Source organism: Micromonospora sp. RV43 (assembly GCF_001029515.1).
Lineage (GTDB): Bacteria > Actinomycetota > Actinomycetes > Mycobacteriales > Micromonosporaceae > Micromonospora > Micromonospora aurantiaca.
In genome coordinates, this window is record NZ_LEKG01000032.1 from 35,889 (window position 1) to 48,766 (window position 12,878).

General features: G+C 74.7%; 13 protein-coding genes and 1 pseudogene. 6 read left to right on the top strand and 8 right to left on the bottom strand.

Translation table 11 applies throughout. The features are described 5' to 3' along the window. Positions 1-15: 15 nt before the first annotated feature. Positions 16-1,488 (top strand): NAD-dependent malic enzyme, encoded by a 1,473-nt coding sequence (locus ABD52_RS10910; protein ID WP_013284747.1) that lies wholly within the window; start codon positions 16-18, stop codon positions 1,486-1,488. 217 nt (positions 1,489-1,705) lie between these two features. Here the strand turns inward: ABD52_RS10910 and ABD52_RS10915 are convergent. From ABD52_RS10915 to ABD52_RS10925, 3 genes and pseudogenes are all read right to left on the bottom strand, one after another. Further along, positions 1,706-3,196, bottom strand: a pseudogene (locus tag ABD52_RS10915) (ArnT family glycosyltransferase); the annotation flags it as partial. Between the two features lie 45 nt (positions 3,197-3,241). Then, on the bottom strand, positions 3,242-4,774 hold the full coding sequence (locus ABD52_RS10920; protein ID WP_047891719.1) for a cell wall metabolism sensor histidine kinase WalK: 1,533 nt from the start codon (positions 4,772-4,774) through the stop codon (positions 3,242-3,244). Then, entirely contained in the window at positions 4,752-5,492 is a 741-nt protein-coding gene (locus tag ABD52_RS10925; protein ID WP_152748228.1) for a response regulator transcription factor, read from the bottom strand. Before ABD52_RS10925 ends, ABD52_RS10920 begins: the two co-directional genes overlap by 23 nt. 141 nt (positions 5,493-5,633) lie before the next feature. On the opposite strand from ABD52_RS10925, the gene ABD52_RS10930 reads away from it, so the two are divergent. Beyond that, a complete protein-coding gene (locus tag ABD52_RS10930; protein ID WP_047891721.1) occupies positions 5,634-6,527 on the top strand; it encodes an SDR family oxidoreductase in 894 nt (297 codons plus the stop codon). After that, entirely contained in the window at positions 6,524-7,321 is a 798-nt protein-coding gene (locus ABD52_RS10935) for an alpha/beta fold hydrolase (protein WP_047891722.1), read from the top strand. Before ABD52_RS10930 ends, ABD52_RS10935 begins: the two co-directional genes overlap by 4 nt. Before the next feature lie 30 nt (positions 7,322-7,351). On the opposite strand, the gene ABD52_RS10940 is transcribed toward ABD52_RS10935, so the two are convergent. Continuing rightward, positions 7,352-7,576 (bottom strand): hypothetical protein, encoded by a 225-nt coding sequence (locus tag ABD52_RS10940; RefSeq protein WP_013285996.1) that lies wholly within the window; start codon positions 7,574-7,576, stop codon positions 7,352-7,354. Positions 7,577-7,704: 128 nt separating this feature from the next. Between ABD52_RS10940 and ABD52_RS10945 the strand changes: the two genes are divergently transcribed. After that, complete coding sequence (locus tag ABD52_RS10945; protein WP_013477030.1) at positions 7,705-8,652, top strand: serine/threonine-protein kinase; 948 nt, start codon at positions 7,705-7,707, stop codon at positions 8,650-8,652. 80 nt (positions 8,653-8,732) lie between these two features. After that, positions 8,733-9,161, top strand: coding sequence for an OsmC family protein (locus ABD52_RS10950; protein WP_047891723.1), 429 nt, complete (start codon positions 8,733-8,735; stop codon positions 9,159-9,161). 4 nt (positions 9,162-9,165) lie between these two features. Here ABD52_RS10950 and ABD52_RS10955 read toward each other — a convergent pair whose 3' ends face one another. Continuing rightward, complete coding sequence (locus ABD52_RS10955; RefSeq protein ID WP_235437438.1) at positions 9,166-10,104, bottom strand: endonuclease/exonuclease/phosphatase family protein; 939 nt, start codon at positions 10,102-10,104, stop codon at positions 9,166-9,168. A 502-nt stretch (positions 10,105-10,606) separates the two neighbouring features. Between ABD52_RS10955 and ABD52_RS10960 the strand changes: the two genes are divergently transcribed. Continuing rightward, entirely contained in the window at positions 10,607-11,299 is a 693-nt protein-coding gene (locus tag ABD52_RS10960; protein ID WP_047891724.1) for a hypothetical protein, read from the top strand. 11 nt (positions 11,300-11,310) lie between these two features. Here ABD52_RS10960 and ABD52_RS10965 read toward each other — a convergent pair whose 3' ends face one another. From ABD52_RS10965 to ABD52_RS10975, 3 genes are all read right to left on the bottom strand, one after another. Further along, complete coding sequence (locus ABD52_RS10965) at positions 11,311-11,796, bottom strand: ATPase (RefSeq protein ID WP_047891725.1); 486 nt, start codon at positions 11,794-11,796, stop codon at positions 11,311-11,313. Between the two features lie 118 nt (positions 11,797-11,914). Further along, complete coding sequence (locus tag ABD52_RS10970; protein WP_013285990.1) at positions 11,915-12,361, bottom strand: response regulator; 447 nt, start codon at positions 12,359-12,361, stop codon at positions 11,915-11,917. Between the two features lie 71 nt (positions 12,362-12,432). Next, entirely contained in the window at positions 12,433-12,780 is a 348-nt protein-coding gene (locus ABD52_RS10975; RefSeq protein WP_047891726.1) for an STAS domain-containing protein, read from the bottom strand. Positions 12,781-12,878 lie beyond the last annotated feature (98 nt).

Below are 12,878 nucleotides of genomic sequence, written 5' to 3' on the forward strand. Positions count from 1 at the left end.
ACGGAGGAGTTTCTCGTGGCCAACACCCGACTGCCGAGTGCCGGATTCTCCATCACCATCCGGATCGCGGTACCCGCCGACGCCTCCTCCATCGGCCGGCTCACCACCGCCGCCGGTGAGGCCGGGGCCATCGTCACCGCGCTGGACGTGGTCGACTCCGACCCCGCGCACGTGATCGTCGACCTCACCTGCGACACCGCCGACGCCGGCCACGCCGACCAGGTCGTCGACGCGCTCACCGCGCTCGACGGGGTGGACGTCCGCAAGGTCTCCGACCGCACCTTCCTGCTGCACCTCGGCGGCAAGATCGAGGTCACCCCGAAGGTCGCGCTGCGCACCCGCGACGAGCTGTCCCGCGCGTACACCCCGGGTGTGGCCCGGGTCTGCATGGCGATCGCGGAGAACCCGGCCGACGCGCGCCGGCTCACCATCAAGCGCAACACCGTCGCCGTGGTCAGCGACGGCACCGCGGTGCTCGGCCTGGGCAACCTCGGCCCGGCCGCGTCGCTGCCGGTGATGGAGGGCAAGGCGGCGCTGTTCAAGCGCTTCGGCGGGGTGGACGCCTGGCCGGTCGTGCTGGACACCCAGGACACCGACGAGATCGTGGCGATCGTCAAGGCGATCGCGCCCGCGTACGGGGGCATCAACCTGGAGGACATCGCCGCGCCGCGCTGCTTCGAGATCGAGGCCCGGCTGCGCGAGGCCCTGGACATCCCGGTCTTCCACGACGACCAGCACGGCACCGCGATCTGCGTGCTGGCCGCGCTGACGAACGCGTTGCGCGTCGTGGGCAAGCAGCTCGCGGACGTCCGGGTCGTGGTCTCCGGCGCCGGCGCGGCCGGCACCGCGATCATGAAGCTGCTGCTGCGCCAGGGCGTGGGCGACATCATCGCGTACGACCGCCAGGGCGCCCTGCACCGCGGACTGCCGGACCTCAACCCGGCCTGGCAGTGGCTGGCCGAGAACACCAACAAGGAGAACTACTCCGGCGACCTGGCCGGGGCGGTACGCGGCGCGGACGTGTTCATCGGCGTGAGCGCGCCGAACCTGCTCACCGGCGAGGACGTCGCCGCGATGGCGAAGGACTCGATCGTCTTCGCGCTCGCCAACCCCGACCCGGAGGTGGACCCGCGGGAGGCGCGCAAGTACGCCGCGGTGGTCGCCACCGGCCGCTCGGACCAGCCGAACCAGATCAACAACGTGCTCGCCTTCCCCGGCGTGTTCCGCGGCATGCTCGACGCGCACGCCGAGGAGTTCACCGAGGAGATGGCGCTCGCCGCTGCGCGGGCCATCGCGGACGTGGTCGGCGAAGACAAGATCAACCCGACGGTGATCGTGCCGAGCGTCTTCGACTCCCGGGTCGCCCCGGCCGTGGCCGCCGCGGTACGGGCCGCCGCGCAGAACCCGGCCGCGACGCCGGCCCCGGCGGCCGACCCGGGCCCGGCCGACCTCCCCGAGATCGCCGCCAACGCCAGCGCCACCCCCTGACTCACCGCAGCTTGATCGACTCCACTTCCCCGAAGTGGCGGCATCAGAGGCTCCGCGATATGACCACTTCGCCGAGCTGGTGTTGAGCACGCTGGGCGATCGTGCGCCGGCGGAAGCGGGGGCCACGGCTGCCAGGGTCGCCGACACCACTCACCATGCGCGGGTTGACCAAGGAGTTCGCGTCACTTTGAACGCCGTTCCCGGACGCGAACTCCTTGATCACCGCCGAGGTGGCCAGGAGGGCTGCGGTGGTCAGGCCCACGGCCAGGATTGTGGAGCGCAGCCATGGGTGCCAGTCGGCGGTGCGGCCGAGCAGGTGCCAGGACCACCAGGCGGTGACCGCCAGCGTGCCGGCCAGGACCAGCGTGGCGACGAGCGCCCGCCGCCGGCCCGGAGCCGCGACGACCGAGGCACCCGCGACGACCGGCGCATCCGCCACAGCGGGAACCGGAGCCGCCGCGACTGCCTCGACCGGCGCCGAGCGGGCGCGCCACAGCAGCGTGACGCCGATGCCGGCCAGCGCGCCGACCGCCGGGGCCAGGGCGACCGTGTAGTACGCGTGGAAGATCCCGGACATGAAGCTGAAGATCAGTCCGGTGACCAGCAGCCAGCCGCCCCACAGCAGCAGACCGGCCCGGGTGCGGTCGGTACGCGGTGCCCGCCCGGCCAGCCACAGCCCCGCGACCAGCAGGATCAGCGCGGCCGGCAGCAGCCAGGAGATCTGCCCGCCGACCTCGGTGTCGAACATCCGCAGCAGACCGGTCTGACCGGAGAACGGCCCGCCGCCTCCCCCACCGGGCCGGCCGCCACCGCCGCCCACGCTGCCCACCTCGTCGCCGGTGATGCGGCCCAGCCCGTTGTAGCCGAGCGTCAGCTCCAGGATGCTGTTGTTCTGCGAGCCGCCGATGTACGGGCGGGCGCTCGCCGGCGCCAGCTCGACGATCGCCACCCACCAGCCGGCGGAGACGACCACCGCGAGCCCGGCCAGCAGGAGCTGCCGGATCCGCCGTCCGAGTCCGGTCGGCGCGGCTAGCAGGTAGACCCCGGCGAAGACCGGGATCACCAGGAACGCCTGGAGCATCTTGGTGAGGAAGCCGAAGCCGACGAGCACGCCGGTCAGCACGATCCACCGCGTGCTCGCCGTCTCGACCGCGCGCACCGTGGCGTACGCGGCGGCGACGAGCAGGAACACCAGCAGCGCGTCCGGGTTGTTGAACCGGAACATCAGCGTCGCCACCGGGGTGAGCGCGAGCACCGCGCCGGCGAGCAGGCCGGCGGCCGGGCCGTACCAGCGGCGGACGGTCGCGTACAGCACGCCGACGGAGGCGACGCCGAGCAGCGCCTGCGGCACCAGGATCGACCAGCCGCTCAGGCCGAAGATGCGCACGGAGAGCGCCATCAGCCACAGCGAGGCGGGGGTCTTGTCCACTGTGATCGAGTTGGCCGCGTCCGAGGAGCCGTAGAAGAACGCCGTCCAGCTCTGCGACCCGGCCTGCACGGCGGCGGAGTAGAACGCGTTGGCCCAGCCGGAGGCGCCCAGGCCCCACAGGTACAGCAGCGCGGTCGCGACCAGCAGGCCGGCCAGGGCCGGCCGGGCCCAGCGCGGATCGCGGCCGGTGCGGGTCTCCTCAGGTACGGGCGCGGGGGCCGGCTCGGTGCCGGGTGGACCGGCCGTGGGCACGGTCGGCGGGCTGTCGGTTCGGTTCATGCCGGCAAGACTCGGCGGGCCCGCTGGCCCGCTCCCGTGAGCGGCCTATGCGTCGGCTGTGGATCCCGGCAGCCAGACCGTGAACGCGGTGTGGCCGGGCCGGCTGACCACGTCGACCCGCCCGTGGTGCGCCTCCACCACGGCGGCGACGATGGCCAAGCCCAGGCCCGTGCTGCCCTGCGCGCGGGAGCGGGAGGTGTCGCCGCGCGCGAACCGCTCGAAGACCTCCGGCTGCAACTGCTCCGGGATGCCCGGCCCGTCGTCGGTGACGCGTAGTTCGACGCCGCCGGGCGCGGGCGCGAGCCGGACCGTGACTGTGGTGCCGGCCGGGGTGTGCACCCGCGCGTTCGCCAGCAGGTTCGCCAGCACCTGGTGCAGCCGGTGGGCGTCGCCGGTGACGGTGAGCGGCTCGTCGGGCAGGTCGAGTTGCCAGCGGTGGTCGGGCCCGGCGACGTGCGCGTCACTGACCGCGTTCACGGCCATGGCGGTCAGGTCGACCGGCTCGGCGGCGAGCGGCCGGCCGGAGTCCAGCCGGGCCAGCAGCAGCAGGTCGTCGACGAGGCTCGTCATCCGGGTGCTCTCCGACTCGACGCGGCGCAGCGCGTGCGCCACGTCGGGCGGCACCTCCTGGCGGCCCCGGCGGGCCACCTCGGCGTACCCGCGGATGGCAGCGAGGGGGGTGCGCAGCTCGTGGCTGGCGTCGGCGACGAACTGGCGTACCCGGGTCTCGCTGGCCTGCCGGGCGACGAGCGCGGCGGCGACGTGGCCGAGCATCCGGTTGAGCGCGCCGCCGACCTGCCCGACCTCGGTGCGGGGGTCGGTGTCGGCGGCCGGCACCCGCACGGACAGGGCGACCTCGCCGCGGTCGAGCGGCAGTTCGGTGACCCGGGCGGCGGTGGCGGCGACGCGGTTGAGCGGCCGCAGCGTCACCCGGACGATGAGCAGACCGAGGGCGCCGGCGATGACCAGGCCGGCGCCGATCACCCCGGCCTGCGCGACGAGCATCCACATGACGGTGTCGTCGACCTGGGCCAGCGGGATCGCGAGGACCAGCACGTCGCCGTCGCCGCGCGGCGACGGGAGCGCGATCGCGCGGTAGTCGCCCCGGTCGCCGACGACGGCTGTGTGCGGGCGGTCGCCGACGGGTACGCGGGCCAGCGCGGTCAGGTCGGCGGCGGGCACCTCCTCGCTGTCGCCGTTTCCGGACCGGACCCGGCCGACGGGTTCGGCGGCGGCGGGCACCCGGACGGCGATCGAGCCCGGCGGGAAGCCGCCAGGGGGGTCCGGCGCCACCTCGTCGGAGTCCGGCGGGGTGGGCCGCTGGTCCGGTCGCGGCGGGTCGACGCCGCGGCGGGCCCAGCGTTCGAAGTCGGCGGGCCGCCGGTCGCCGAAGGTGAGCTGGTTGTCGATCTGGTCGATCAGGAAGTGTCGCAGCGCGACTGTGGTCAGGCCGCCGATGCCGATGCTCACCAGCGCGAGCAGCGCCACCACGGAGAGCACCAGGCGGCGGCGCAGCGACCAGCCGGCCAGGCGGCGGCGCAGCCGGCCGCCCCTGTCACTCGGCGGGTTTGAGGACATAGCCCGCCCCGCGCAGCGTATGGATCATGGGCGCGCGGCCCGCGTCGATCTTCTTGCGCAGGTACGAGATGTACAGCTCGACCACGTTGGCCTGGCCGCCGAAGTCGTAGTTCCACACCCGGTCGAGGATCTGCGCCTTGCTGAGCACCCGGCGCGGGTTGCGCATGAGGTAGCGCAGCAGCTCGAACTCGGTGGCGGTGAGCGTGATCAGGTCGTCGCCGCGGCGTACCTCGTGGCTGTCCTCGTCGAGGGTGAGGTCGCCGACGGTGAGCACCGCCTCCTGGCGGGCGGCGACCGCGAAGCCGGAACGGCGCAGCAGCGCGCGCAGCCGGGCGATCACCTCCTCCAGGCTGAACGGCTTGGTGACGTAGTCGTCGCCGCCGACCGTGAGCCCGGCGACGCGTTCCTCCACCGCGTCGCGGGCGGTCAGGAACAGCACCGGCACGCTCGGGAACTGCTCGCGCAGGCGGCGCAGCACCTGGAAGCCGTCCAGGTCGGGCAGCATCACGTCGAGCACCACGGCGTCCGGGCGGAACTGGCGGGCGGTGGTGACAGCCGCCATGCCGCTGCTGGCGGTGGCGACCTGCCAGCCCTCGTACCGCAGCGCCATCGAGAGCAGGTCGGTGAGTGTCGGCTCGTCGTCGACGACGAGCACCCGCACCGGTTCGCCGTCCGGTCGGCGCAGCTCGATGCGACCCTGCGCGGACTGCGCGTTCATGACCATGCCCCCATCGTGGGCGGACCCGCTGTCGGCGGGCTGTCCCGATCCTGTGTACCAGCTGTGCGCGCCGCGCGGCGGCGATCCGGGCAGGTCGACGGGGTCTTCCGCACCGGGGCTACCCGGTGGTAACTTCCCGGCATGTCCATCGATGGTCGTTTTTCCGGCCGGTTGGCCGGCAAGGTGGTGCTGGTGACCGGCGCGGCCCGGGGCATCGGCGAGCACACCGCCCGCCTCGCCGCGGCGCGCGGCGCCCGGTTGTCCCTCGTCGGGCTGGAACCCGACCGGCTCGCCGCGCTCGCCGCCGAGCTGGGCCCGGGGCACGCATGGTTCGCCGCCGACGTCACCGACCAGAACGCCCTCGCCGCGGCGGTGGACGGGACACTCGCGACGCTGGGCGGGATCGACGCGGTGATGGCGAACGCCGGGGTGGCCAACCGCGGCACGATCGCCGTCGGCGACGTCGAGGCACTGGTGCGTACCGTCGAGGTCAACCTGATCGGGGTGATGCGCACCGCGGCGGCGACCGTTCCCGCGCTCGTCGACCGGGGTGGCTACCTGCTGATCGTCTCCTCGGCCGCGGCGTTCGCCGCACTGCCCGGCATGGCCGCCTACTGCGCCTCCAAGGCCGGCGTCGAGCAGTTCGGCAACGCGGTCCGCCTCGAACTGGCGCACCGGGGCGTGGCGGTGGGCACCGCCCATCCGTCGTGGGTGGACACCGACCTGGTCCGCGAGGCGCGCGCCGACCTGCCGGCCTTCTCCACGGCGCTGGCGAAGCTGCCCTGGCCGCTGCGGCGCACCACCACTGTGGCCGAGTGCGCCGAGGCGTTCGTCCGGGCGATCGAGCGCCGCAGCCGCCGGGTGTACGTGCCGCGCGCCGTCGCCGGCGTGCAGGCGATGCGATCGGTGCTGGTCAGCCCGCTGGCCGACCGGCTGGTGGGCCGCACCGCCCGCGCCACCGTCCCGCTGATCGAGGAGCAGTCCCGGGCGCTGGGCCGGGGCTTCGGTGCGAGCACGCCGCAGGGGCGGCCGTGACCACGGCGGTGGAGGTCGTCTACGAGCGGCGCGGCGCCGGGCCCGCGCTGGTGCTGCTGCACGGCATCGGTCACCACTGGGCCGCCTGGCGGCCGGTGCTGGACCGCCTCGCCGAGGCGCACGACGTGATAGCCGTCGACCTGCCCGGCTTCGGCCGCTCCCCGGTGCCCGCCGCCGGGCTGCCCGCCGACATGCCCGGCCTCGCCGTGGCCATGGTCGAGCTGTTCGCCGCGTTCGGGCTGGAACGCCCGCACGTCGCGGGCAACAGCCTGGGCGGCGCGATCGCCCTCGAACTGGCCGCGATCGGCGCGGTCTCCTCGGCCACTGCGCTGTCGCCGGCCGGGTTCTGCAGCGCGCGCGAACTGCGCTGGGCGCTGACCGTGCTCTCCCTGCACCGCAACGCGGCCCGGCTGCCCGAACCGGTGCTGCGCCGTCTGTTCGCCACGCCCGCGCTGCGGATGCTGGCGATGGGCATGATCCTGGCCCGGCCCAACCGGATGGCGCTCGACGACGCGGTCGCCGACGCCCGCGCGCTGCGCCAGGCGCGGGCGTTCCGCGCCGTCGCGCGCGCCGGAAGGGGGTACGCCTACGCGGGCGCCCCGACCGTGCCGGTCACAGTCGCGTGGGGTACGCGGGACCGGATCCTGCCGTACCGGCAGGCGGCGCTGGCGCGTACCCGGCTGCCCACCGCGCGGCACCTGGACCTGCCCGGCTGCGGGCACGTGCCGATGCACGACGACCCCGAGCTGGTCGCCTCGGTCATCCTCGGCACCACAGGCGTCCGGCCGGCCTGACGCGCCGCGTCCGGCCGCTGCGAGACGACCTCACTCGGTCGCGCCGAACGGGAACGTGTGCACGTACCGCATCGTCCAGCCGCCGGGCGACGCGTGGTCGTCGCGCTCGTAGAGGTGGTCGGCCACCCCCTCGGCCGGTTCCTCCGGATGACGCAGCACCCACCGGGGCGGCGGCGCGCCGTCCGGCCCGGCGGGCAGGTCCCGGGTCAGCTCGTCGGCCGGCCCGCCGACGAACCGCACGCGCACCACGGCCACCGCTGCCCTCCGTCCGTCGACGCCCTCGCCGCGAAGCTACCCCGCCGCGGCGCCGCCCCTCGGCGGTTTGCACAGCTCCGGGGCCGGGTAGCGGGACCGGAGGGCACCGGACGAGGCGAGGAGTGGCGATGAGGACGCTGGGCGGGCGGTACGAGCTCGAACAGCGAGCCGGCCTGGGTGGCATGTCGGAGGTGTGGCGCGCGCACGACCGCGTGCTGGACCGGACCGTCGCGGTGAAGCTCATCTCGCCCGCACTGGACGGCGACGCCGGATCGGTGGACCGGATCCGGGCCGAGGCACGCTCGGCGGCGCGGCTGGTGCACCCGAACGTCGCCAGCGTGCACGACTTCGGCACCGCGACACTGCCGGACGGACGCCCGGTGCCGTACATCGTGATGGAGCTGGCCGAGGGCGAGACGCTCGCCGCGCACCTGCGCAACGGGCCGCTGGACTGGCGCATCGCGGTACGGGTCTGCGCCGAGGTGTGCGCCGCGCTCGCCGCCGCGCACGCGCACGACATCGTGCACCGGGACGTCAAGCCCGCGAACGTGATCCTCACCCCGTGCGGGGTGAAGGTGCTCGACTTCGGCATCGCCACTCCGGCCGGCGCACCGGACCACACTCCGGACGGCGTCGTCGTGGGCACCCCGGCGTACCTGGCGCCGGAGCAGCTCGACCGCCGGCCGGCCACCCCGGCCGCCGACATGTACGCGCTGGGCGTGCTGCTGTACTACTGCCTCACCGGTGAACTGCCGTACGAGGCCGGCACCACCACCCAGCTGCTCGGGTCGCGCCGCCGCCGGCCGCCCCGCCCGCTGCCCGAGGTTCCCGGCCTGCCGGGCGAGGTGGCCGAGCTCGTCCGCCGCTGCCTCGACGCCGACCCGTGCGCCCGGCCGACCAGCCCGATGGCCGCGCTGCTGCTGGCCGAGGCCGTGGACGCCCGGGTCTACGTGCCGATGACCGCGATGCTGCCCCGGCAGCGCGCGCCGCAGGTGTCGCCGTGGACCAGCCGGGCCGCCGCCGAGGCCACCGAGGCGATGGCCGTCGACGCCGCGCCCGGCGGCCGGATCGGCTGAGCGCTCCTACTGCCTGCTCGGGCGCGGTTTCGCCGGTCGGGGTCCGGGAACGCGGTCCGGTGAGTGACGGGAGGAACGCGATGCCGGATCCGAGTTCCTGGCTGGCCGAGACGGCCACGGCGACCGCGGCGGGCGGTCACGTACGCACCGACGACGGCGGGCTCTCCTCCGCCCTGGCGTCCCCGCTGGCGCCGCACTGCACCGGCCTGACGCCGGAACAGCTCCTGGCCGCGGCGTTCGCCTCCTGCCTGCACCACGCGGCGGTGGAGGCGGCCGGGGAGATCACCGACGAGGCGCACACCGTGCAGGTGACCGCCGAGGCGAAGCTGGGCCGCGACGACGACGGCCGCTACCGGGCCGAGGTGCACGCCGAGATCTCCTCGGCGGGACTGACCCGGGACCAGCTGGCCGACCTGGTCGCGTACGCCGATCGGCTCTGGCCCTTCTCCAGCGGAGATCCGAGCCGGCACCGCCTCACCGTGACCCCGGCGGAGAACGGCCGGCACTGAGAGGTCACCAGCGGAAGCCGGCGGTGACCGCGCGGTGGTCGCTGTCCGGGGTGTGCAGCACCCCGGCGGCGGTCGGCGTCAGTCCCCGGTAGAGGACGTGGTCCGGGCGGGTGACCGGCAGCCCGGCCGGCCAGGTGAACCCGAATCCCTGCCCGGCCTCGGCCTGCGCGTTGCCGAGCAGCCGGGTCAGCGGGTCGAAGACCCGGTCGGTGGTGGCGGTGTTCAGGTCGCCGAGCACCACCAGCCGGTCGGCCGGGTCGGCACGCACGGCGTCGGCGAGCGCGGCGACGGTCTGGTCCCGGGTGGCGGTGTGCCCGGCCCGCGCGGAGCCGAGGTGGACCACGTACACGGCCAGGTCGCCCTGAGGCGCGGCGACCACGGCCCGCAGCGCGCGGTCCCAGCCCAGCCCGGTGTCGACGCCGTGCGCCTCGCGGATCGGCCACCGGCTCCACAGCGCGACAGTCGACACCACCGCCCGGTGCGGGTAGCGCTCGGCCAGCACGGACGCCACCCGGTCGCCGTCGGCGACCTCCTGGAGCCCGATCAGGTCCGGGGCGTCGCCGGTGAGCGCGCCGACGGTGGCGGCCGGGTCGGGGTTGCCCACGCGCAGGTTCTGGCTGACCACGCGGACCGCGGCGCCGTCCGCGCCGGCGGCCGGGGGCAGCCACGCGCGGCCGTAGAGCCCGGCCCAGACCAGGGCCGGCAGCAGCACCGCCAGCAGCGCCGGCCGGGAGCGGCGCAGCAGCGCCGCGAGCGCGAGCAGCGGTACGGCGATTCCGAGCAGCGGGGTGACGCTGTCCACCAGGCTGCCCAGGCCGTGCACGTTCGGCACCAGCCGGTGCCCGGCCAGCAGCAGCGTGAGCAGCACGGCGCAGACGATGACGACGGCGCCGCGCCGGCTGCGGGGGCCGGGCGGGCGCTCGTCGACCATCCGCTGCGTCACCGTCGGAATCGTATCGAGCGCCCGGGTCGCCGCGCGGCGGCGTCGCCATGATCCACGGTCCCCGCACCGTGAGCCGCCGGATCGCGAGGAGTCGATCCCGGCGGGTCGGCGGACCGCCGCCGGGCGAGAGACGGCCGACCAGGGCACCCTCGGCCGAACGGTGGAGCCGGGCGTCGGCCGCCGCCGGGTCGGCTCGGCGTCCGCTTCGCACCACCGAAACCGACATAGGCATTGTTCCGGGTACGCGCGGTTAGCGGTTTTCATGATCCGCCACCCCTGATGTCGCCCGCGAATCCGGCAGATTGTGGCGCATGCCACCAATCACCCCGATGGCAAAGGGCCGGAAGCTTTCTAGCCTCGGCGGGTGCACCCCGACGACCCCGATCATCAGCCGTTGCCCGCCAACCGCCCGGTTCGCCGAACGATTGACCCGGCATCAGCCGAACGGAGGGTGGGGCGTCACCGCGCCCCGGAACCGCCACGACGCGGCCCGGCCCGGTCCGTGCCCGGCCGGATCGCGGTGGCCACCGGCGTCACCTGCTGCCTCGGCCTGATCGGCGTGGCGGGCGTCGGCGAGACCGGCCCGGCGCACCTGGAGGTACGCGAGGCGGTCGCCGACCGGGCCGCCGCCGACCAGCGCGCCTCCCGCGACTTCACCCGGGTCGCGCCACCGGCCGCCGCGGCCCTGCCGCCGCCGGCTCCCACGCCCGGCGCCACGGCGACGAAGAAGCCGCCGCGCAAGCCCGTGCTGCCCGAGCGCCCCCGTCCGGTCGCCGGCCTGGACCAACGGCAGATGGACAACGCCAAGGCCATCGTCGACGTGGGGCGGGAGATGAAGATGCCCCGCCGGGCACTGGTCGTCGCAGTCGCCACCGCCATGCAGGAGAGCAACCTCTACAACCTGGCCAGCGACGTGGTGCCGCAGTCCTTCGACCACCCGCACCAGGGCAGCGGCTCCGACCACGACTCGGTCGGGCTGTTCCAGCAGCGGCCCAGCAGCGGCTGGGGCACCGTCGCCCAGCTCATGCGGCCGGCGTACGCGGCCCGGGCCTTCTACGCCGCGCTGCGCGAGGTGCCGGGCTGGGAGGACATGAGCGTCACCGCCGCCGCCCAGGCGGTGCAGGTGTCCGCCTACCCCGACGCGTACGCCCGGCACGAGAAGCGCGCCACGACCGTGGTGGCGGCGCTGGTCTGACCCGGCGCCGGTCAGGCGGAGCTGCGCCCGGCAACACCGGGCCGTACGCTCGCCGCGGCGGTGGGGGTGTCCACCGCCACCCGCTCGCCCCGCGCCCCGGCCAGGATCTCGTCGACCCGGGACTCCCGGCGGCGGCGCGCCAGCAGGGCCGCCTCGAACTCGCGGCGCGCCCGCACGGCCTCGGCGTACGCCTCCTCCCGCAACCGGCGGGCCTCCTCACGTGCGGCCTCCAGCTCGGCGCGAGCCTGCGCCAGCAGCTCGGCGGCCTCCCGTTCGGCGACGGACGGGTGGGACGCGGCCGGCTCGACCGGCGCGGTACGGCGATGCAGGAAGTCGCACAGGTGCACGGCGTCCGACCGGATCTGGTCCCACTCCCGGCCGGCCCCGGCGGCGCCCTCCGCTCGCGCCGCCAGCCGACCCAGCCGCAGGCTCAGCTCGTCCAGACAGGCGTCGACCTGCCGCCTGTCGTAGCCGGTCTCCACCACCGAGAACCTCATGCGTCGCCCCCCAGGCAGCCGGTGCGCGTCCCCACCTGCCGATCCTGCGGTCCCCGCGCTCCCGGGCGCGGCCGTTCCCACAAAATGTTCAGGATGCGGAGGCCCGGACTTCCCGCCCCTACGGGTGCTTCGGGAGCACGACCACCCGTCCGAAGAACTCGTCGATCCGGCGTACCACGTCGTTGAAGTCGTCCAGGTCGATCGGCTTCGTCACATACGCGTTGGCCTGGAGCGTGTAGCTGCTGACCACGTCGGTGTCGGCGTTGGAGGTGGTGAGCACGACGATCGGGATGGTCCGCAGGCTCTCGTCACCCTTGACCTCGCCGAGCACCTGCCGCCCGTCCATCCGGGGCATGTTCAGGTCGAGCAGGATCACGTCGGGGCGCTGCGCCTCGGTGTGCCGGCCCTCGCGGCGGAGGAACTCCATCGCCTCCTGGCCGTCGGCGACCACGTCGATGACCTTGTCGACGTCGGAGTCGGCCAGCGCCTCCTCGATCATCAGGACGTCACCCGGGTCGTCGTCCACCACCAGGATGCGAACGGGGCTGGGGCTGGTCTGACCCATCGGTTTACCTGCTTCGTGGTGAGGAGGGCGTCCGGCCGCACGGCCGGCTGCTGGCGGGGAAATGTACCGGATCAGGAGGCGGCCGGCGCGGTCGGGTCGGCGGTGTCGAGGCCGCGGTGGAGCACCTCGGCCAGCCCGGTCACCTGGAGCACCCGGGCCACCCGGCCGGTCGCCCCGGTGAGCCGCAGCCAGCCGCCGTCGGCGGCGACGATGTTGTCCCCCCGGACGAAGGCCGCGATGCCGGTGGAGTCGCAGAACGTCAGTTCGGTGAGGTCGAGCAGCAACTCGCGGTGCCCCTCCGCCACCACCCGGTCGATCGCCGAGCTCAGCTCTCCGGCCGTGCCGAGGTCGAGCTCGCCGGCCAGCCGGAGGCAGACGCCGCCCTCGTCCCGCTGGGCGTACGTGACGGTGAACGTCACAGTGGCCCCTCTCGCTCCCACCGCAGGCGAACCCTTGCAGTGGTGCAAGTATATGCGACGGCCGCCCCGCCGCCCGTCAGCGGCCCGCCGCCGACAAC

What these genes read in the sequence shown, in the direction of transcription:
- ABD52_RS10920 (WP_047891719.1), bottom strand. Translation starts at nt 4,774, where the DNA reads ATGTCCTCAAACCCGCCGAGTGACAGGGGCGGCCGGCTGCGCCGCCGC.
- ABD52_RS10925 (WP_152748228.1), bottom strand. Translation starts at nt 5,492, where the DNA reads ATGAACGCGCAGTCCGCGCAGGGTCGCATCGAGCTGCGCCGACCGGAC.
- ABD52_RS10930 (WP_047891721.1), top strand. Translation starts at nt 5,634, where the DNA reads ATGTCCATCGATGGTCGTTTTTCCGGCCGGTTGGCCGGCAAGGTGGTG.
- ABD52_RS10945 (WP_013477030.1), top strand. Translation starts at nt 7,705, where the DNA reads ATGAGGACGCTGGGCGGGCGGTACGAGCTCGAACAGCGAGCCGGCCTG.
- ABD52_RS10950 (WP_047891723.1), top strand. Translation starts at nt 8,733, where the DNA reads ATGCCGGATCCGAGTTCCTGGCTGGCCGAGACGGCCACGGCGACCGCG.
- ABD52_RS10965 (WP_047891725.1), bottom strand. Translation starts at nt 11,796, where the DNA reads ATGAGGTTCTCGGTGGTGGAGACCGGCTACGACAGGCGGCAGGTCGAC.
- ABD52_RS10970 (WP_013285990.1), bottom strand. Translation starts at nt 12,361, where the DNA reads ATGGGTCAGACCAGCCCCAGCCCCGTTCGCATCCTGGTGGTGGACGAC.